At 43.2% G+C, this 21034-nt stretch carries 13 protein-coding genes and 1 pseudogene; 13 read left to right on the top strand and 1 reads right to left on the bottom strand.

Going from position 1 to position 21034, the window contains the following annotated elements:
- The first annotated feature begins 4 nt into the window (after nt 1-4).
- The 9 genes from V6C27_05850 (at nt 5) to xdh (ending at nt 13477) form a co-directional block, all read left to right on the top strand.
- Entirely contained in the window at nt 5-1477 is a 1473-nt protein-coding gene (locus tag V6C27_05850; protein ID MEG6615952.1) for a glutamate synthase subunit beta, read from the top strand.
- A gap of 174 nt (nt 1478-1651) precedes the next feature.
- Entirely contained in the window at nt 1652-3559 is a 1908-nt protein-coding gene (gene nadE, locus V6C27_05855; GenBank protein MEG6615953.1) for an NAD(+) synthase, read from the top strand.
- A 3-nt stretch (nt 3560-3562) separates the two neighbouring features.
- The gene (locus V6C27_05860) at nt 3563-3973 is read left to right on the top strand and encodes a PaaI family thioesterase (GenBank protein ID MEG6615954.1); all 411 of its coding nucleotides are present in this window, start codon (nt 3563-3565) and stop codon (nt 3971-3973) included.
- A gap of 253 nt (nt 3974-4226) precedes the next feature.
- The gene (gene dpaL / locus V6C27_05865; GenBank protein ID MEG6615955.1) at nt 4227-5438 is read left to right on the top strand and encodes a diaminopropionate ammonia-lyase; all 1212 of its coding nucleotides are present in this window, start codon (nt 4227-4229) and stop codon (nt 5436-5438) included.
- Nucleotides 5439-5458: 20 nt separating this feature from the next.
- Nucleotides 5459-6646, top strand: coding sequence for a YgeY family selenium metabolism-linked hydrolase (locus tag V6C27_05870; protein MEG6615956.1), 1188 nt, complete (start codon nt 5459-5461; stop codon nt 6644-6646).
- A 57-nt stretch (nt 6647-6703) separates the two neighbouring features.
- The gene (ssnA, locus tag V6C27_05875; GenBank protein ID MEG6615957.1) at nt 6704-8032 is read left to right on the top strand and encodes a putative aminohydrolase SsnA; all 1329 of its coding nucleotides are present in this window, start codon (nt 6704-6706) and stop codon (nt 8030-8032) included.
- 26 nt (nt 8033-8058) lie between these two features.
- Nucleotides 8059-9417 (top strand): nucleobase:cation symporter-2 family protein, encoded by a 1359-nt coding sequence (locus tag V6C27_05880; GenBank protein ID MEG6615958.1) that lies wholly within the window; start codon nt 8059-8061, stop codon nt 9415-9417.
- A gap of 39 nt (nt 9418-9456) precedes the next feature.
- Nucleotides 9457-10908 (top strand): dihydropyrimidinase, encoded by a 1452-nt coding sequence (hydA, locus tag V6C27_05885; protein ID MEG6615959.1) that lies wholly within the window; start codon nt 9457-9459, stop codon nt 10906-10908.
- 1 nt (nt 10909) lies between these two features.
- Nucleotides 10910-13477, top strand: a complete 2568-nt coding sequence (gene xdh / locus V6C27_05890) for a selenium-dependent xanthine dehydrogenase (protein MEG6615960.1) — start codon at nt 10910-10912, stop codon at nt 13475-13477.
- Between the two features lie 57 nt (nt 13478-13534).
- Here the strand turns inward: xdh and V6C27_05895 are convergent, their stop codons facing one another.
- Nucleotides 13535-14749, bottom strand: coding sequence for a DUF438 domain-containing protein (locus V6C27_05895; GenBank protein ID MEG6615961.1), 1215 nt, complete (start codon nt 14747-14749; stop codon nt 13535-13537).
- Nucleotides 14750-15206: 457 nt separating this feature from the next.
- Between V6C27_05895 and V6C27_05900 the strand changes: the two genes are divergently transcribed.
- The 4 genes and pseudogenes from V6C27_05900 (at nt 15207) to V6C27_05915 (ending at nt 20896) form a co-directional block, all read left to right on the top strand.
- Nucleotides 15207-16577: a hypothetical protein gene (locus V6C27_05900; protein ID MEG6615962.1), complete on the top strand. Its 1371-nt coding sequence runs from the start codon at nt 15207-15209 to the stop codon at nt 16575-16577.
- Between the two features lie 3 nt (nt 16578-16580).
- Nucleotides 16581-18692, top strand: coding sequence for an AAA family ATPase (locus tag V6C27_05905; protein ID MEG6615963.1), 2112 nt, complete (start codon nt 16581-16583; stop codon nt 18690-18692).
- On the top strand, nt 18676-20583 hold the full coding sequence (locus V6C27_05910; protein MEG6615964.1) for a hypothetical protein: 1908 nt from the start codon (nt 18676-18678) through the stop codon (nt 20581-20583). Before V6C27_05905 ends, V6C27_05910 begins: the two co-directional genes overlap by 17 nt.
- A 70-nt stretch (nt 20584-20653) precedes the next feature.
- Nucleotides 20654-20896, top strand: a pseudogene (locus tag V6C27_05915) (transposase).
- Nucleotides 20897-21034 lie beyond the last annotated feature (138 nt).

Here is a 21034-nt window from a genome sequence, read left to right on the forward strand (position 1 = left end):
TACTATGGGTAAACCTAGTGGTTTTTTGGAATATAACAGAGAAGTGGCCGTCAATCGTCAGCCTAAAGAGCGGGTAAACGATTGGCAGGAGTTGTACAATCATTTGCCAGAAGAAAAAATAATGACCCAAGCCGCCCGCTGTATGGAATGCGGTACCCCCTTTTGTCACAGTGGCATGGTGCTTAATGGGGCTACCACCGGCTGTCCGAACCATAATTTGCCCCCGGAGTGGAATGATCTGGTTTATCGGGGTTTATGGCAGGAAGCCTATCAACGTTTGATTAAAACCAATAATTTCCCAGAGTTTACCGGTCGGGTATGTCCAGCCCTTTGCGAAGGGGCTTGTACCGTAGGATTTAATGGCCAGGCAGTGGCGGTAAAAACTATTGAATATGCCATTATTGAAAAGGCCTATGCCGAAGGCTGGGTAGTGCCACAGCCACCAACCAATCGCACTGGTAAAAAGGTAGCTGTGGTTGGTTCCGGCCCGGCGGGATTGGCCTGTGCCGATGAACTGAACAAATTTGGCCATTTGGTGACGGTGTTTGAACGGGCAGACAGGTTCGGTGGCCTATTGATGTACGGTATTCCCAACATGAAACTGGATAAACGCTATGTGCAAAGACGAATTGATTTAATGGCCGCCGAGGGAGTTAGGTTTGTGCCCAATACCGAGGTGGGAACAGATTATCCAGCAGAGCAATTGCTAAAGGAATTTGATGCGGTGGTGTTGTGCGGTGGCGCTAGAAAACCTCGAGACATGCAGGTGGAAGGTAGAGATTTAAAAGGGATTGAATATGCGGTGGATTTTTTGACAGCCAGTACCAAAAGCTTGTTGCATTGCAATTATCAGCATGATAATTACATCTCCGCCGCCGGCAAAGATGTAATTATCATCGGTGGTGGTGATACCGGCACCGACTGCGTGGGAACTGCTTGGCGACACAAATGTAAAAGCGTGGTGCAGTTTGAAATTATGCCACCGCCACCTAAGGAACGGGCTGCCCATAACCCTTGGCCGCAATATCCCAGAACCTTAAAGATTGATTACAGTCAACAGGAGGTCATCGCCATTAATGGTGCGGATCCCCGTCAGTACTGCATTATGACCAAAAAGATGGTGGGTGATGAACAGGGAAATGTTAAAGCAGTGCACACTGTCAATGTCCAGTGGGTTAAAAATGAGCGTGGCCAGTTAATTCCCAAAGAAATTGACGGCACCCAAAGGGTGTGGCCTGCGCAACTGGTGCTGTTGGCCATGGGCTTCCTTGGCCCTGAAGACCATTTGCTGGATCAGTTGGATATTGGGCGCGATCAAAGAGGCAATGCCAAAGCTACCTATGGTGACTTTGCCACCAATGTGACTGGGGTCTTTGTTGCTGGGGATATGCGCCGGGGACAAAGCTTGGTGATTTGGGCAATCAATGAAGGGCGTGGTGCCGCCAAGGCTTGTAACCAGTACCTGATGGGCGATTAAAAAGCGTTGCAAATTTGAGTTCCTACATCAGTTGCTGTTGAATATATTTTTATCGCTTTTTAAGGGGGAACGTTATCACCTTTTCCGACCTTAAATGCAGGATTCTGGTCCCAGGTGGTTAAATTATGATTAAAGAAATAAATTTCTCAGCATTAAAGAAAGTGGTGGTAGTTGTTGAATCTTAATATTGCCATCTGCCAAATGACAGTGGTACCGGGAAGACCGGATGTTAATACTAAAACTATGTTAGCCATGATTGCCGAGGCCAGAGCCAAGCAAACGGAAGTGGTCATTTTTCCAGAAATGTGTATTCCGGGTTATTTGCTGGGAGACACTTGGGAGCAGACCGCCTTTTTAAAGGATTGCGAGAGCTTTGGCCAACAAATTATTGCTGCTTCAGAAGATTTGATCATAATCTTTGGCAACGTGGCTATGGATTGGGACAAAATTGGCGATGATGGACGGGTGCGCAAATATAACGCTTGCTTTGTGGCCCATAACGGCAAACTTTTAGGTGGTGACAATTTTCCCTATCCCTTTAGAATTAAAACCTTACTTCCCAACTACCGGGAATTTGACGATAAACGGTATTTTTATAGTCTGCGCAAGCTGGCGGGAGAATTGGGTGTTAAGGTAGAGCAACTGATGCAGCCTGTTTACTTAAACTACAAAGGTGAGCGACTTGGTTTGGGCTGTGTTTTGTGTGAAGATGGTTGGAATGAAAATTATTCCATTAACCCCATAGAAATGATCTGTGGCCAAGGGGGCGTTGGTTTAGTTGTAAATATTTCTTCGTCGCCTTTTACTTTGGGCAAAACCGGTGAACGCAATGGCATTTTTTCGGAGCAAGCTCGGGAAAACAAAGTGCCATTGGTCTATGTTAATAGTGTCGGCATCCAAAACAACGGCAAAACCATCTATTCCTTCGACGGTTCCAGTGCTGTCTATAACAGCGTCGGCGAGGTAATTCATTTTTGTGATCGTCCCTTTGCCCAGAACGTTGACGTCATTAAGTTAAACCTGGCGGATGGTGGTAATAGCATGCCGCCGGTTAAAGTGTCAGTTAAGTCTGATGCGGAAGAAATTTATCAAACATTATTCTACGGGGTGAAAGAATTTACCCAGGCCATTGGCATTAATAAAGTGGTCATTGGCATTTCTGGTGGCATAGATTCTGCTGTGGCCGCCGCGTTATATGCCCAAGCCCTGGGGCCGGAAAACATTTTATTGGTGAATATGCCCAGTAAATATAATTCAGACACCACCAAAAACTTGGCCGCCACTTTGGCCGAGCGACTGGGTGCCTTTTACACCGTGCTGCCGATTCAACAGGCGGTGGATTTGACCATCAATCAAATTGAAAATATACCCATTACTAAAGCGCAGGGTAATGAACAAATTCAGCTAAAAATTAACCAGCCTGTGGCTGAAAATATTCAAGCCCGGGATCGCTCCGCCAGAATATTGGCAGCATTGGCCGCTGCCTTTGGTGGCGGATTTACCTGTAACGCCAATAAAACTGAAATGACGGTGGGCTACTCCACCCTTTACGGTGACCAGGCTGGTTTTTTGGCTGCCTTGGGTGATTTGTGGAAACACCAGGTTTATCAACTGGCCACTTATCTCAATGAACAAGTATACCGGCGGGAAGTCATCCCCCAAGGGATTATCGATATCGTGCCCAGTGCCGAGTTGAGCTTTGATCAGGCGGTGGATGAAGGTAAGGGTGACCCGCTGATTTACAATTACCATGATTACCTATTCCGGGCCTTTATTGAACCTTGGGCCAGGACAACCCCGGAAGATATATTAAAATGGTACAGCGCTGGCGTTTTAGAAGAGCAGATTGGCTGTGAGTCCGGGTTAGTGAGTAAGATATTTGCCAGCCCAGCAGAGTTTATCAATGACCTAGAACGCTGGTGGCGTCAATTTAATGGCATAGGGTTAGCAAAAAGAATTCAAGCACCACCGCTACTGGCCGTTAGTCGCCGTGCCTATGGGTTTGACTACCGTGAATCCCAAAACGGCATTTATTATACTCAGGAATACCACCGCTTAAAAGAGAAAATATTAGGGAGATAGCTTATGGAAGACAAGATAAAAGAATTTTTTAAAGGCGACAGATTTGCAGACTATGTGGGTATTAAACTGGTCAAGGTGGAGCCGGGATATGCGGTGACAGAAATGGATATTGCCGAGCATCACCTCAATGGCGTCAATATCATCCAGGGTGGGGCAATATTTACTTTAGCGGACTTTGCCTTTGCGGCGGCTTCCAATGCCGGTGGGCAAGTTACGGTGGGCATGACCGGTAATATATCTTATTTTAAAGCCGCCCAAGGACAGAAGTTAGTGGCAGAGGCTAAAGAAATTTTTGCTTCCCATAAAACTGCCAGTTATAGTGTTGATGTTTTTGATGATAACAAAACTTTAATAGCCAGGTTGACTGTTACTGGGTATAAAAAAGGACAAAGAATTGATTTCGACAACATTTAGGCAAATATATTATTTTTGATTTTGGCGGCTGATGATATAATCCTAACTAAGATCGGGTGTCGTTGGCTCAACAGGTTGATACAATTATTTAAATTTAAGATGGTGGTATAAAAACTAAGGCAGAAGCCAAAATGTTGGCTTCTGCCTTAGTTTTTTATTTTATTACTACAGGCTTAAATTGGCAGAATATCAAAAAACACAAAGGTTATGATAATCATAATAGTGCATTTTTACCATAGAAGAGAGGTGCCGTATGGAAAAGGTTCAATGGAAAGCCAATGAAATGTTGGGCAAGCAAAAAACGTCAACGGATTTTCTCAGTGAGCAAGAAATAGAAAAGGCCAAGCAGTTCCACCAAAGTTTTCCCGAGTACAGCATCACCCCACTACGCAGTTTGGATCATTTAGCTAAATACTTGGGGGTGGCTGGTATTTATGTTAAGGATGAATCCTATCGTTTTGGATTAAATGCCTTTAAGGTGTTGGGTGGCTCCTTTGCCATGGGCAAATATTTAGCCCAAAAACTGGGTAAGGACATTGGAGAAATGGATTACCATACCCTGACTTCGGAAGAAACCCGGCGTCAGTTGGGGGAGATCACCTTTGCCACCACCACCGATGGCAATCACGGTCGCGGTGTCGCTTGGACAGCCAACCGCTTGAAGCAAAAATCAGTGGTTTATATGCCCAAGGGTTCTACCACCGCCCGGTTGGAAAATATTCGGGCAGAGGGGGCCGAGGCCTCAATTGTTGATATGAACTATGATGATGCGGTGCGCATGACCGCAGAAAATGCCCAAAAATATGGTTGGGTCATTGTGCAAGACACCGCTTGGGAAGGGTACCAAGAGATTCCCACTTGGATTATGCAAGGCTATGGCACCATGGCGGCAGAAGCACTGGAGCAACTGCGGGAATTACAAGTGGAAAGACCAACCCACATCTTTGTTCAGGCCGGTGTGGGCTCACTGGCCGGTGCGGTGCAGGGTTACTTTGCCTCGGTATTTGGCGATAACTGTCCCAAGACAGCCATTGTGGAAGCAGACGCCGCCGCTTGTCTCTATAAATCGGCGGTGGCCAACGATGGTAAACCCAGAGTGGTAGGCGGCGATTTGGATACCATTATGGCCGGTTTAGCCTGTGGCGAACCCAATATTATTGGCTGGAATGTGCTAAGGGATTACAGCGAAATGTTTTTCTCCTGTCCCAACTGGGTGGCCGCCAAGGGCATGCGGGTGTTGGGCAACCCACTGATGGAAGACCTGCGGGTTATCTCCGGCGAATCTGGTGCGGTCACCGCTGGTTTGGTGTTTGAACTGATGACCAGTCCGGATTTGGAGGAGGCCAAGGCCAAGCTGGGCCTCAATCAGCATTCCCAAATTCTGTTGTTTAACACCGAAGGAGATACCGATCCGGAGAATTACCGCAGCGTTGTGTGGGATGGTGAACATCCCAGCTATCAATAAAACGACAGGATGGTGGGAAAATGCTTAATGAGCAAAGAAAGCAAACACTAATCGAACTGTGTCAAGAATTACTCCGCCAACGAAGTTACTCTGGCGAAGAGGACAAGGTTGTCAAAAGTATAACCCAAGCCTTTAAAAAGTTGGGGTTTGATGATTTTTTTGTGGATGGCTATGGTAACGTTATTGGGCAAATAAAAGGCAACAAACCCGGCAAAAGTATTTTATTTGATGGTCATATTGATACCGTAACGGTACCCGATGAAACCAAATGGTCGCATCCGCCCTTTGGGGGCCAATTGGTTGATGGCAAGATCTATGGACGCGGGGCCTCAGACATGAAAGGGGCGGTCAGCGCCATGATTGCGGCTGCAGCATTTTTTGCCGAAGATACCAAGCGGGATTTTGCCGGTAACATTTATGTGGCCGGAGTGGTGCATGAAGAAATCTTTGAAGGTGTTTCCGCCAGAAAAATCAGTGAAGCGATCAAACCCGATTATGTGGTGATTGGTGAAGCCTCTGAACTTAACCTAAAGCGGGGTCAAAGGGGGCGGGCAGAAATTGTGGTGGAAACCTTTGGTAAGCCAGCCCATTCAGCCAACCCCGAAAAGGGTATTAATGCCGTTTATCAGATGTCCAAGCTTATTGATCATATTCAGCAGTTGCCCGCTCCGGAACAAACGGTTTTGGGTAAAGGCATTTTAGTACTGACTGACATTAAATCTTCACCCTATCCGGGAGCATCTGTGGTTCCCGACCACTGCCGAGCAACCTATGACCGGCGACTGTTGGTGGGTGAAACACCTGAATCGGTGCTGGCCCCCATTGAAGAAATCATTGCTGAAATGGAAAAACAAGACCCCGATTTTAAAGCTAAAGCTTCCTATGCTGTAGGTAAAGAAAAGTGCTACACCGGAGAGACTATCGAAGGAGAACGCTTTTTCCCCGGTTGGCTTTACGATGAACAGGATGAATTTGTCCAAGCAGCACTTAAAGGCTTGCGAGAAGCAGGTCTAGACCCCGGGGTAACTCACTATTCCTTCTGCACCAACGGTAGTCACTATGCCGGCGAAAAGGGGATTAAAACCATTGGCTTCGGTCCATCCCAAGAAAACCTAGCCCATACCATTGATGAATACATTGAAGTGGATCAACTTTGTAAAGGTGCCGAAGGCTACTATGCCATTATGAAATCGGTGCTGATCAAGTAGTGAGAAATCTATATCAGGAAAGTACTGAGAATACTTCGGAAATAAAGGGGTGGCGACATGCTACTAGTTGGTAATGGGCAAGTTATTACAAGGGATGATGCTCAACCCTATTTACCCCATGGTTGTGTGGCGATAAAAGATAATTTAATTGCCGAAGTGGGCACCACCGAAGACTTAAAGCAAAAATACCCCGATGCCCAGTTTATCGATGCCGTTGGCAAGTTTATTATGCCGGGGATGATTAACACTCATATGCATTTATACAGTACCTTTGCCCGGGGCATGGCCGCCAAAGATGCGCCACCGGAGGACTTTGTACAAATTCTGGAGCGGCTTTGGTGGAAGTTGGACAAGACACTGACTTTGGAAGATGTCTATTATAGTGCGCTGGCGCCGCTGATTGACTGTGTTAAACACGGCACCACCACCATCTTCGATCATCACGCCAGTCCCAATGCGGTGCGAGAAAGTTTGTTTGCTCTGGCCCGGGCCACCAAAGAAATTGGTGTTCGCAGTTGTCTGTGCTATGAAGTTTCAGACCGGGATGGACAGTTAGTGATGGAAGAGGGCATCAAAGAAAATGTGGACTTTATTAAGCATGCCAACCAACCAGAGGAAGAAATGGTTAAAGGGATGTTTGGTTTGCACGCCTCGATGACTTTGAGTGATGACACTTTGAACCGCTGTGTCGCTGCCAATGAAGGCAACAATGCGGGATTCCATGTTCACACCGCCGAAGGCAAGGCAGATGTGGAACACTCCTTGCAAAACTTTGGCAAAAGGGTGGTGGAACGGTTAGCCAGTTTTAACATTCTCGGCCCCAAAACCATCACTGCCCATTGTGTGCATGTGGACGACAGCGATATTGAACTGTTAAAAAAACACCGTTGTCGGGTGGTGCACAATCCTGAATCCAATATGGGCAACGCTGTTGGTGCCGCGCCGGTAATTAAAATGATGCAACGGGGTGTAACGGTGGGTTTGGGGACCGATGGTTACACCAGTGACATGTTTGAATCCTTTAAGGTGGCCAATGTGTTGCATAAACACACACTGCAACATCCCAGCGCCGCTTGGGTGGAAGTGCCGACAATGTTGTTTAACACCAACCCGGAAATTTGCCGGGAGTACTTTGATCGTCCGCTGGGGGTGTTGGCACCAGGGGCCTATGCCGATGTGATTGTGGTGGACTACAACCCACCCACACCAATAGGTGAAGATAATATTAACAGTCATGTTTTATTTGGCATGTCCGGCCGGGCTGTGGATACCACCATTATAAACGGTAAAGTAATTATGCAAGACCGCCTTTTAGTAGGGATAGATGAAGAAGCAATTCTGGCCAAATCAAGGGAACTGGCAACTAAAGTTTGGCAAAGGGTATAACAATAGAGGAAAGAAGGTGGTAGTAAATGGAAAATAAAACTGTTCCCGCAGTTGACGAAATGTTACCCACCGGAAGGCTATTTGTATTAGGATTACAACATGTGATGGCTATGTATGCCGGTGCGGTGGCTGTGCCGATAATTATTGCTAACTCTTTAGGACTATCAAATGAAGAATTAATTTATTTAATTAATGCCGACCTGTTGGTAGGTGGGATTGCTACAATAATTCAGGCTTTGGGTGTTTGGAAATTGGGTATTAGAAGCCCAATTATGCAAGGGGTTTCCTTTGCTGCTGTGACACCAATGGTGATGGTGGGGGCACAGCATGGATTGCGAGGTATCTTTGGTGCCACCATAGCAGCCGGTGTGATTGGATTTATAATTAGTCCTTACTTTAGTCGACTAATTCGTTTTTTCCCGCCAGTGGTAACCGGCACTATCATTACTCTAATTGGTGTTTCTTTGTTGCCGGTGGCAGTGCGTTGGGCTGGTGGTGGCAACACTGCCGATCCCAATTTCGGCAATTTACAAGCTGTTGGCTTGGCCTTTGCGGTATTACTGTTTGTTATATTAGTGTTCCGGTTTTTTACAGGCTTTTTTCAGAGTATTGCAGTGCTTTTGGGTTTAATTGTAGGTACTATTGTTGCAATACCCTTAGGAATGACCAATTTTTCTCAGGTGGCTACTGCTTCTTGGTTCGGCCTGATTCTGCCTTTTAATTTTGGTTTGCCAATCTTTGATTTAGCGTCAATCTTGGCAATGACACTGGCGATGTTGGTTATTATGACAGAGACCACAGGCGATATGATTGCGGTAGGCGAAATCGTTGAAAAGCCGGTGGATAGAGAAGGTTTAACTAGGGGTTTGCGGGCGGATTGTTTTTCCACCATACTGGGTGGAGTTATGAACACCTTCCCCCACTCGGCCTTTGCGCAAAACGTTGGCCTGTTAGCTCTCACAGGGATTAGAAGTCGTTTTGTGGTGGTGGCTGCTGGTATTATATTAGGTGCTCTGGGGCTATTTCCCAAAGCGGCGGCTGTGGTTGCTGCCATTCCTCAACCGGTGCTTGGTGGCGCAGGGATTGCCCTGTTTGGCATGGTGGCGGCCAGTGGTATCCGGACTTTAAGTAAAGTAAAATTTGATGGCAACAATAACTCTATGATAGTGGCTATTAGCTTGGGTCTTGGTCTAATTCCTTTGGCTGCGCCTGATTTCTATCATTATATGCCTGATTGGGCACAGCTAATTTTGCACAGTGGCATTACCGCTGGTAGTATAGCTGCAATTATACTAAATTACTTCTTCAATGAGACCGGCAAAAAGGATGAAGATGCCGGGGAATCCGGAGAAAGAGTTGATGGTGAGCTTGGTTTTGAACATTAATACCGTTTGAAAAGGAGAAGTTAACTATGGCAAACACTAGTGTTAACGTATGTGGTCTTTGTGTCACCCGCTGCCCCAGAAGCCCGTTATCGCTGTAGAATCATGGGTGTAGTACTAACTGGCGGCATCGTAGTAACCGCAGTGGACAGTTATCTGGCCGATGTGCGCATGGAAGGAGAAAAAATTGTAGCCGTCGGCAATGGCATTGCGCGCCCAGAGGATCAAGCGATTTCTGTGGAAGGCTGCTATCTGCTGCCCGGCGCCATTGATCCCCACACTCACTTTGATATGCCCGCCGGTGACATTACCACCGCCGATGACTTTGCCAGCGGCACCGCTGCGGCGGTGGTGGGAGGTACCACCACCATTATTGACCATGTCACTCAGCAAAAGGGCGAGAGCCTCCTTGATGCGCTGGCTAAATGGCATGCTAAGGCTGAGGGTAAAAGCTTTGCCGATTATGGCTTTCACATGGGCATTAACGATTACCATCAGCAAGTGCCTGAGGAAATGGGTGTCTTAGTGGAACGGGAAGGGGTTAGTTCCTTTAAGTTATACACCGCATACCAGCATTTGCGAGTTAATGATGGCGATATTTTGCAAGCGCTGCAACGCTGTCAGCAAATTGATGCGTTGGCCTGTTTCCACTGTGAAAACGGTGATGTCATTGATGTGCTAATCAAACAGGCTAAAGAGCTGGGCTGTACCGGTCCCCACTGTCACCCCCTCACCAGGCCTGATATCACCGAAAGGGAAGCCACCGCTCGGGTATTGATGTTGGCGGAACTGGCCGAGGTGCCGGTCTATATCGTCCACCTCAGTTGTGCCAGCGCCTTAAGTGAAGTGATGCTGGCTAAAGCCAAAGGAATGGAAGTATATGTGGAAACCTGCCCCCAGTATCTACTGCTAGATGACTCCTATTATCTGGCCGAGGATTTTAATGGTGCCAAGTATGTAATGTCACCGCCATTAAGAAAACGAGAAGATCAAAGGGCTTTGTGGCGGGGGTTGCAGACCGGTGCCATTGATACCATCGGTACTGACCATTGCTCCTTTAATTTTCGGGGACAAAAGGAGCGGGGCATCGATGATTTTAGTATGATACCTGGTGGCGCCCCTGGGGTGGAACATCGCTTGGGTTTGTTATACACCTATGGGGTACAAAGGGGCGCAATCAGTATGTCCCAGTTGGTGGCACTTTCCGCCACCAACCCAGCCAAATGCTTTGGCTTATACCCTCGCAAAGGTACGTTGGCGGTGGGCAGTGACGCTGATATTGTGGTCTGGGATCCTCAACAGTCCTTTGAAATTAGCGCCGTTACCCATCAGCAACGGGTGGATTACACTCCTTATGAAGGTTGGCAGCAGCAGGGCAGAGCTAAACATGTGTTTATTCGCGGTCAACAGGTGGTTGCTGAAGGTGTATTGCAACCCAAGCCCTTGGGAAGTTACCTGTATCGTAAACCATTTCTGCCAAGAAAGGTAGGGTAGCATGTATACAATAAATCTTAATGGTCAAGATGTTAACGTTGATAAAAATGTTAAACTGATCGATTACCTACGGGAAGAAGCCCGACTGACATCCGTTAAAAACGGCTGTGGCGAAGGGGCCTGTGGCGCTTGCATGGTGCTGGTGGACGGTAAAGCCATGAAGGCCTGTGTTTTAACAATGGAAAGAGTAAATGGCAAAAAGATAGTAACGGTGGAGGGTCTCAGTGAAAGGGAGAAGGATGTTTATAGTTGGGCCTTTGCCGAGGCTGGAGCGGTGCAGTGCGGTTTTTGTATCCCGGGGATGGTGATCAGTGCTAAGGGGTTAATAGATAAGAACCCCGATCCCACATCCGATGAAATCAAAAAAGCACTACAGGGAAATATTTGTCGCTGTACCGGCTACGTAAAAATTGAAAAGGCAATAACCATGGTGGCCAAGGCTTTGCGGGAAGGCTATCAACCCGAGGTTACAAAATTTGATTACCGAGTGGGGGACCGCATGCCCCGGGTGGATGCCAAAGCTAAAGTTTTGGGCACCGCTGAATATGTAGATGATATGCACGTTGAAGGAATGTTGCACGGGGCGGCATTAAGAAGCAAATATGCCCGGGCGTTGGTAAAACGCATTGATATTTCTAAGGCCAAAGCTTACCCAGGTGTAGAGGCGGTATTACTGGCGAAGGATGTGCCTGGGGAGCGTCACTTGGGTCACATCATCCATGACTGGCCAGTGATGATCGCCGAAGGAGAGACCACCCGCTATGTGGGTGATGCCCTGGCGATAGTGGCCGCCACCACCCGCCAGACTGCCAAAGAGGCTTTGGATTTAATTGAAGTGGAATATCAACCGTTAAAACCGGTGCTCAGCATCCAAGAAGCGATGGCTGATGGCGCGCCACAAATTCACAAAGATGTGGAGCGTAACATTTTGCGCACCACCGTGGTTAAACGGGGCAATGTGGATGAGGCCATTGCCAATGCGAAGTATGTGGTTACCCAAAAATATTTTACGCCCTTTACTGAACATGCTTATTTAGAGCCGGAAAGTGCGCTGGGGATGCTCAATGAAGATGGTACCATCACGGTATATGTGGGTAGCCAAAATGTTTATGACGATCATGCGGGCATTGTGCAAATGTTCGGTGTAAACGAAGAACAGGTGCGGGTAATCAGTAAGACGGTGGGCGGTGCCTTTGGCGGCAAAGAAGATTTAACGGTGCAACACCATGCCGCTTTATTGGCCTGGCACACTAAAAAGCCGGTTAAAATGACCTGGGATCGGAGCGAGAGTATCAGGACTTCTGTTAAAAGACATCCCGCTGAAATGGAATACACCGTCGCCTGTGATGAAAATGGTAAAATAACGGCCACTAAGGCGGTAATTATCACTGATACCGGGGCTTACGCTTCCTTAGGTGGGCCGGTTACTGAGCGAGCCTGTACCCATGCGGCAGGACCCTACCAGATTCCCAATGTCGATCTTACCGGCATTGCAGTCTATACCAATAATCCCCCTGCCGGCGCTTTTCGCGGTTTTGGGGTACCGCAATCTTGTTTTGCGATGGAATGTACCCTTAATCTATTGGCTGAAAAGGTGGGTATTTCACCGTGGGAAATCCGCTATCGCAACGCCATTGAACCGGGCAAGGTACTGCCTAACGGACAAATTGCCGATGAAGGCACTGCCCTCAAAGAAACACTGTTGGCGGTGAAAGATGTCTTTGAAAGTGACCCCCATGCCGGCATTGCCTGTGCCATGAAAAACAGTGGTATTGGGGTTGGTTTAGAAGATGTCGGTCGGATGAGACTACTGGTGAAAGACGGCAAAGTATGGCTTTTAACCGGTGCTGCCAGTGTTGGTCAAGGGATGACCACTGTATTAACGCAAATGGTGGCCGAGGCCACCGGGCTTAGTACCGAACTACTGCAAACCGGTCCGCCGGATACTTACACCACTCCGGACGGCGGTACCACCACCGCCTCTCGGCAAACATTGTTTACCGGTGAAGCTACCCGCAAGGCGGCTTTAAAGCTGAAGAAAGACTTAGAAACTCATAGCTTGGAGGAATTAGAAGGCCGGGAATATTACGACGAGTTTTCCGGTGTTACCGACCCCATCGGTACAGATAAGCCCCATCCGGTGAGCCATGTGGCCTATAGCTATGCCACTCATGTGGTGCTATTAAACGAAGAAAACAAGGTGGCGAAAGTGATAGCGGCCCATGATATTGGACGCGCCATCAACCCCACCGGTATCGAAGGGCAAGTTGATGGTGGCGTGCTGATGAGTATGGGTTATGCGTTAACTGAAGATTTTCCTTTAGAAGAAGGGATGCCCAAGGCCAAATTTGGTACGCTGGGGTTACTCCGGGCTACCAATCGACCGGAGATTGAAACGATTATCATTGAGAAAAACGATGTGCCTTTAGCTTATGGGGCCAAGGGTATCGGAGAAATTGCCACCATTCCAACCGCACCGGCGGTGGCCTGTGCTTACTATCGGCGGGATGGCAAATTTAGAACCAGTCTGCCTCTGGAAGAAACCCCGTACAGCAGAAGGAAAAAATAAAAACACTAAAAAGATCTTACCGCTGCAGGTAAGATCTTTTTAGCAATAATAAGTGATTTACCAATCCAAAAGGCGTTTTTGACCCTGTAGCGATCTGATGTCCGTTACATCTTGGGTCACTTCCACCACACCCCGATATTTACTGGTTTTATCCCGAATGGCAAAATAGCGGATATGTACAAAACGGCCGTTTAATTCTAGCCAAAATTCAGCCGCATCCCGGGTGCCATTTTTAAACTCGCTGACAATTTTTTCAACAACGTGGACGCTGGATGAGGGGTGACAGTTTTTCACATCCCGACCGATAATGCCCGGGCTGCGGGGGAAAATCCGCTCGGGACCTTGGGAGTAATATCGTACCCGATCATTTTCGTCCACATAGGTAATGTCCACCGGCAAATTGGTCAGTATCAGATTAATCTGTTCTGGAGTGAGCACACCGGTATCCAGCTTGATGTCATCCTGATTTTGCCCGGTGTTATCCTTTTCCAAATCCACCAAGGCTTCTGCCGAGGGTTTCCAATCGGTGCCCGGTGTCACCAGAGTATAACCAATCTCCTCTTCGCCTTGCCGTACCCTGACCCATTCTTTTTCATTCAATGTTTCTAACGCCATCGGGAATAGAATGTTTTCTTCCTTGTATATTAAGTCGTTGATTGTTTTAATTAATTCTTCACCCGTGGCCACCACTGTTTTGGCATTATTGTTTTCCACTGCCTGTTTTATTTCTTTGAGCATTTTACGCACATCGTCGTGGAACTGCCACATCACTTTGGTGGGCCCTTGGACACCTTTACCCTCTAATAAAGGAAACAGTTGGTTTTCTTTGCGTAGATAATGCTTTTCTATTTCTGAAAGTACCTCTAGATCGTTTTTGATTGCCCCTTTGTAATCATTCAACGCCTCATTCTTACCTTTTTTTAATTGGCTAAGCATTTTTTGCAGCGACGCGGTGGCTTTTTCAATTTCCCGGTTTTCCATTTTAAAAGTATGTACTGGGTGTCCCGGTGGCGGTTCCTTTGGCACCACCGCGTCTAAAGCTTCCTTAAATACTGATACGTGAACGTCACACAATCGCTTCACTTCATTTTCCGGTATGCCTTCAGTTATTAAACTGCTTTCCATCTGGGAGATTTCTTTAGCACTCACGTTCTTAATCAATTTGGCAAAGCGGTCTTTGACTTCATCGGGAGACTTGCCGTTGTGCAGCTCTTTAATGATATCTTTGAGGACTTCTTGGCGTTGACCTTTGCCATCAATTAGCTCACTCATAAATCCACATCCTTATTGTTAATGGTCATTTAATTTTATATATTGCCCGTGAAAACCTATAATATGCCGTTAATTGGCTATAACTGAATCTCATCTCATTAATCCAGAAAGAATAAGAAATCTGATATATTGGTAACAGCAGCTTTTAGGCTTTTAATGTGCTTAAAATATTATAAAAGCAGGATTTGCAACAAAAAAGTAGAATGTTTTTATAAATTTATTAGGAAATAAGTCCTGAAATATAAAAATAATGGCATTTGCCTGCCCGCACCTTTATATAGTATTACTTATGAAAAAGAGTAAACCCGCTGTGTTTTCAGAAGCGATATCGGCGGGTTTCATAATTTTTGTGTCTTTATCAGATATTTGGTTAGATACAGTTATTTAAGTACCCTATGATATAGGGTGGTTTAAGGTGTGACTATTATATTTACCATAAAAGAAAGGGGAGACGCCAGTGTTAGAGCATGACTTATTTCTAAGTCTACTAAGCGACAGAGAAATTAATTCACTAGCAAATTCAATGAAAATCAAACCCAATGGTTTTGCTAAAAGGGGAAGAGTTAAAATTCCAACTCCATTGTTAAAAAAGGAATTAAAGGATGTATACGCTTACGGATTTAAAAATCCTAACAAGGGGAGCAACCTTTATGAAACCTATAAAAAACTAGGTAATGAATTTATAAAACATGAAAAAACTCCTAAATTAAAGGGTGAAGAGCTACTAAGAGAATGTGGAAACAGGGTTGACGTCCCAGATGCAATACTTTTAAGTTATCTCTACATTTGTGATAAGGATTTGTATCACGATAAAATTAAAGAGTGGTGTAAAAATAAACCCGAAGGAAGACTTTTTCAAAACTATGCAACTTCAACCCCAGATGAACAATTAACTGTAATATTTACTCCTGAAAAATTCTCTAAAGAATTAGTAAAAGAACGTGTAGAAATTTTTCTTAAAGATGTAGAGTTGCCCGATGATATACCCGAAAAAATAACAGCAGATTTCATCATTAACTTTAGAGGCAAAGCAAGCCAAGCAATTAAACTGCTCTATATCTACCTAACAGATGATGAAAATAAAGATAATCCTCAAGCACCAAAATTATGGAATACTATTAATACTTGGGTAGCGACAAAAGAAATAGAGTTAGCCGATTCCACCCAAGAAATGTATAAAAAGAGAATCGAGGAATTAGAGAAAGAGTATAGTAAAAAGGAAAAAGACTATAGAAGAACACAGGAAAAACTTGAAAAACTAACCGAAGGATGTAACAAACTTAAGCTTAACAACAAAAAAGTTAGTACAGAACTAAGTGAAGTTAAAAAACAATTAAATAAAAAAATAAGTACCGCAAAAACATTTTATGGGCAAATTAGTAAGTTGATTGAAGAGAAAGAACAATTGACAAAAACCATAACCAAATTCGAACAACAACTTCAGGATTTATGGGATGTTTTCAATACTAAGTCAGTTGATAAAATTAATTGTAAATATAAGGATGCACATTATAAAGCGGAATTATTAATTTCAATATTGCCGGAAACAGACTCGTATATAATTGCAACTAGAAAGAATTTGGCAAAACAATTACCTTCGTTCATCCCTGAAAAATGTCTAACCGACATCAACTCCTGTTTAAATAAACAATGGTGTGAAAATCATACGGGCAAGACCCTTTATTTACATAGACATGCATTTGGCACCATAAAGAACTTTGATGAAACAATGACGTTTGCAAGACAAAACAATCTAAACGTTGTGGAAGTAACTGCCCTTGATGAATCCGAATGGTTAAAAGAACTAATTAGAAAGGAAGTTGATTAATAAATGAGTATAGGTATAGCAGAAATGCTGAGTATTAATGATTTAGAAGCAATAAAGAAAAATATTATGCTCTTCAAAGTAGCGCCAGATGATATGGCATACCACTTTAAGCTTGCAATGAACGGACAAGCAATTGATGTTGCTTATAGCCATTCCAACGATATTGTGATTTACCTTAAAGCACTTTCAAATTTGCCAAAGGCTATAGCACACATTAATCAACCCTTTGTATCATTTTCTGAGAGAAATATGAAGGCATTAAATACAATTAACTTTACTGAATTTGAAGGATTAGACCGATTGGAGACTCTGCGCGAAGCTTTAAAAGATAAATTAATACTTGCTGTCCCAAAGCTACACATAGATAACAGAAGAAAGGAATTTAACGAACCAGATCCTTACTACTATAATTACGAAATGATATATATATCAGAAGAAAAACCAGTATCTGAAATATATAACACCATACCATCTGTTATTAGTAACATTGACCGCAGAAGATTTGAGTACATGCTAAAAAATGAAGAGTATGTTCAGTTTAGAAATTATAATTCTATGATGCCAAGTCCGGAGTTTGTAATTTGTGAGGACACGCTTTTCTACTTTCCAGATATGAAAACAACGTCATTAACACCTAATATAAAAAACATCTCAACTTTCCATTGCGAAGACTACAAGGAAATCAAAAGACTTAAGTTACCTTATGAGTTTAAAGATAATTGTCAGTGTACCTATCAAGGATTACATTTTATTCCTTTTGAATACACGGCACAACTAAGGGATTTAATGGATGAAAAAGGCGCATCTTTAGATATGCCGTTAGAATCTGAACCTTTTATTGTGAATACTGAAACCAAAAAGGATAAAGAAATTAAGCCTGAACCTAAAGAACAAGTTCTCGCAGAACTGATTTCTACAAAAGAGGAAACTATAACAACTAAAAACTTGCCAGATGAAAATTACGTTGAAGAATATGAATTTTTAACAGCTCTTAAAAACAAAATGATTTTATCTGAACTTTATTATGATGGTACTGATATTGACAGTTTCCATACTGCTGTTAAGACTAATTTTATTACCATTGTTGGCGGTATGTCTGGAACGGGCAAATCTCAGTTGGCAATGAAATACTGTGATACCCTGGGCTTGAGAAAAGGTGACGATCTATTGGTAATTCCAATCAGTCCATCCTATACTGAACCCTCTGATATTTTAGGGTACTTACATCCGCAAACAGGTGCATATGTTGAAAGTGAAACTGGTCTAGTGAGTTTTTTACTGAAAGCCAGCAAAAACCCGGAAAAATTACATGTTTGTATTTTCGAAGAAATGAACTTATCTCAAGTAGAACACTGGTTTAGCCCATTCATTTCCCTATTAGAACTTGAAGGAGAACACCGCATGTTACATCTGGTAAGTGAAAAACAGCATTGCCTGCAAGAAGAATATAGTAAACCTATTCATATTGGAAACAATGTAATATTTATTGGTACTGTGAATCTTGATGAAACCACTAAGGAATTCTCTAACCGTCTGTTAGATAGAACTAACCTGGTACAACTAAAAAAACAATCATTCTTGGATGCAAAACACTATACCAATAAGCATATTGAGGTTAGGAGTTTTGATAAAATTTCAGCAGTTAACTTCCGTAGATGGGTTAAAACAACAAATAACCACCTGACTATAATGAGCGATGAAGAATTAAGATTATTGGATAGAATTCACCAAGAATTAAGAAAAGTTGATGCCCAAAACGGTGTAAGCTTTAGAATTGTAAAGGCAATGGCACACTTTATCAATAATATTCCCGAAGATAAAGATGGCAATAAACTAATTAATCGTAAGAAAGCCTTCGATATTCAGATTTGCCAACGCATATTGACAAAGATTAAAGGTCACAGGGAAATGTTGCAAGATTTATTAGGTGTCTACAAAATAGATACTGGTGAAATCAAAGGTGGCCATTTAAGAGAACAGCTTAAAGCGTTTGAGATAGAAAATGAATTGGATGATAAAACAAGCGAAGAACAAATGTACAACAACTTTGGTATGTCGGCAGAAGTATTGGATCAAAAAGCAAAGGATTTGGTAATTAATGGCTATACTATGTAACTCAAAGAAACTGCCTATAAACGTTGTAGTAAAGGTTGGTTATGACAACGACAAATATATAACTGATTTCACTTCGGACCCACCCATATTTAACGTTGATGGCCCTAATAGAGAGTTTGTTATTAGAGAAAACATAAATTTAACCATAGGTTTCTATCCTGATACCAGGAATGACCATGATGAAAACAGTTATTTGAAAATCGAAACCCATAGTGATAATGAACAGCAGGAAAACGGTTTTACTATTCCTTTAGGAAATTCAATGAGTGTTTTCAATGTCAGTGGTAATCTAGCCTTTCCTTTTCGTTTGGGCTATACAATAATGAAGCTGATCTATAAGGATGAAGTTTACCTTACTAAAGTGCCTGTTATCCCTATTCACTATTCCTATGAGCAAGTAATAGGCATACACAATTTCTTAGAGCAACAAATACAAAATATTTGTTATGACCACATCGTAAATGAGGGTTTGGCAGAACAATTTGACAGAGTTGAATTACACTGGTATAGAGAATATGGTAAATTTCATTACCAAAAAGAATCCGAAATAGTAGGTTTATTCTCTCGGATTAATCAAGATGAACTAAGAAAAATGGTTAAAAGATATGTCACCCAACCCTTTCCTGCAAAAATGGATGCCAAAGGATTCCGTAAAACGCTAACCAAAGGTGTACAAAATCAGGGAAAACCTTACTTTAACCAAAAGACTCAGTTAATTGTTGATGAAAAAAACAGCATGTGGCTTAAGTACACTCTCTATCGATGGTTTCACAAGATTGAAGATGCCATTGTTGCCATTGAAAAAGAAGTACACACGTTAAGAAAGGATATAAAGCAACACGAGCAAAAAATTGATAAAATCATACTTAAAAAATACCAAATTAATGATCCCAATGTTTCTAAGATATACTCCCGGGCTCTGCCTACTGAAATCGGTGTATTAAGGCAAAAAATTGAAAAACGGTGTAAATATAAGCATGACCGTGATCTATGGCTTAAGTCCTTGTATTTTATAAAACACCGCATATTATACCTGATGCATGAAACAGAACTAAAGGATGTACTGTTAAGACCACCTAAAGGAGACATCCGTCTCCAAGGTCAGGTGTTAAAACGGATACAAAGATTGTACAAGGAAAGCGAATTGTTCGCAAAACCACATGGCAATAATTCAAGATTAATACAGGTGCCTAAACACACCTGGCAGGTATTCGAATATTTTGTTGTATCTAAGACTATTGATATCTTAAGTTCTATGGAATATGGTTTTAACGTTACCCAAGGCCTAGATAACAATATTATAGAAAACATAATAATTAACGGTATTCCAGAGAGTTCCGTTTTCACTTTGGAAAATGACACACATACAATTAAAGTGGTTTATGATGATCCGTTACCCCGCAGTGAAGAAGATGCAAAAGAACATAACCATTCTTTTTACACATATAGTACCCACAACCGACCTGATATAAGATTGGAGTTGTATGAAAAAGAAGAAGATCAATTAGGCAAGTTCCTAGGACTGGCAGTAATCGAAGTTAAGTTTAGGAAGTTTGATGCGCTCTACAATAGAACCCCTACCGACACAATGGTAGCGCTCACAGACTATAATAACATTATGTATTGTGCTGAAACCACTGATATATTCTATCACCGACATACATACGTAGACAGAGTTATATGTGTTTATGCTGGCAGTACAAGTGGAAAGAAAAATCTAGAATTTAAAGACTGTAAATATTATATCAGGCTGTTCCCTCATGTTGATGATAGTAACCAGATTACCAAACTCATTGGTGAATCTGAAATTAGGCAAGTACTAGAACATTGGTTGCAAGAAAAAATACAAGTTACAACTCGTTATCAAAACCCAATGCCTGCTAGTGGATAGGTTACACTTAGCTAGACAGATTTTTTAAGGTCAAGTAGACTATTAATAATAAACCTAAGGAGAGGCTACTATGACCAAACGAGAAAGAAGAACCTATACAGACGAATTCAAACAACAGATGGTGCAATTATATAATAACGGTAAGCCTAGAAAAGATATTATTCGTGAATACTAATTAACGCCATCAGCTTTAGACAAATGGATTAAACAAAGCCAAAAAACAGGTTCATTTAAAGAAAAAGATAACCTAACACCAGAGCAGATCAAGTTAGCCAAGCTACGTAAAGAAAATAAGCAATTGCTAATGGAGCATGTGGATACCATGGCCGCAATACCAAACTAAGACGCAGTCTTAGTTGGTATAAGGTTTTCTATCCATAATTATACAATGTTGAAAAATATACCCATAATGCTTGTTTTTGAAAATGTGTAATTCTAAGAAATACAGAGA

This window comes from Peptococcaceae bacterium 1198_IL3148, assembly GCA_036763105.1.
In the GTDB taxonomy this organism is placed as follows: Bacteria; Bacillota; Desulfotomaculia; order Desulfotomaculales; family Desulfohalotomaculaceae; genus JBAIYS01.

Coding starts and splice junctions, on each gene's coding strand:
- V6C27_05850 (MEG6615952.1), top strand. CDS start 5: ATGGGTAAACCTAGTGGTTTTTTGGAATATAACAGAGAAGTGGCCGTC.
- xdh (MEG6615960.1), top strand. CDS start 10,910: ATGTATACAATAAATCTTAATGGTCAAGATGTTAACGTTGATAAAAAT.
- V6C27_05870 (MEG6615956.1), top strand. CDS start 5,459: ATGCTTAATGAGCAAAGAAAGCAAACACTAATCGAACTGTGTCAAGAA.
- V6C27_05880 (MEG6615958.1), top strand. CDS start 8,059: ATGGAAAATAAAACTGTTCCCGCAGTTGACGAAATGTTACCCACCGGA.
- V6C27_05895 (MEG6615961.1), bottom strand. CDS start 14,749: ATGAGTGAGCTAATTGATGGCAAAGGTCAACGCCAAGAAGTCCTCAAA.
- V6C27_05905 (MEG6615963.1), top strand. CDS start 16,581: ATGAGTATAGGTATAGCAGAAATGCTGAGTATTAATGATTTAGAAGCA.
- dpaL (MEG6615955.1), top strand. CDS start 4,227: ATGGAAAAGGTTCAATGGAAAGCCAATGAAATGTTGGGCAAGCAAAAA.
- V6C27_05860 (MEG6615954.1), top strand. CDS start 3,563: ATGGAAGACAAGATAAAAGAATTTTTTAAAGGCGACAGATTTGCAGAC.
- ssnA (MEG6615957.1), top strand. CDS start 6,704: ATGCTACTAGTTGGTAATGGGCAAGTTATTACAAGGGATGATGCTCAA.
- V6C27_05910 (MEG6615964.1), top strand. CDS start 18,676: ATGGCTATACTATGTAACTCAAAGAAACTGCCTATAAACGTTGTAGTA.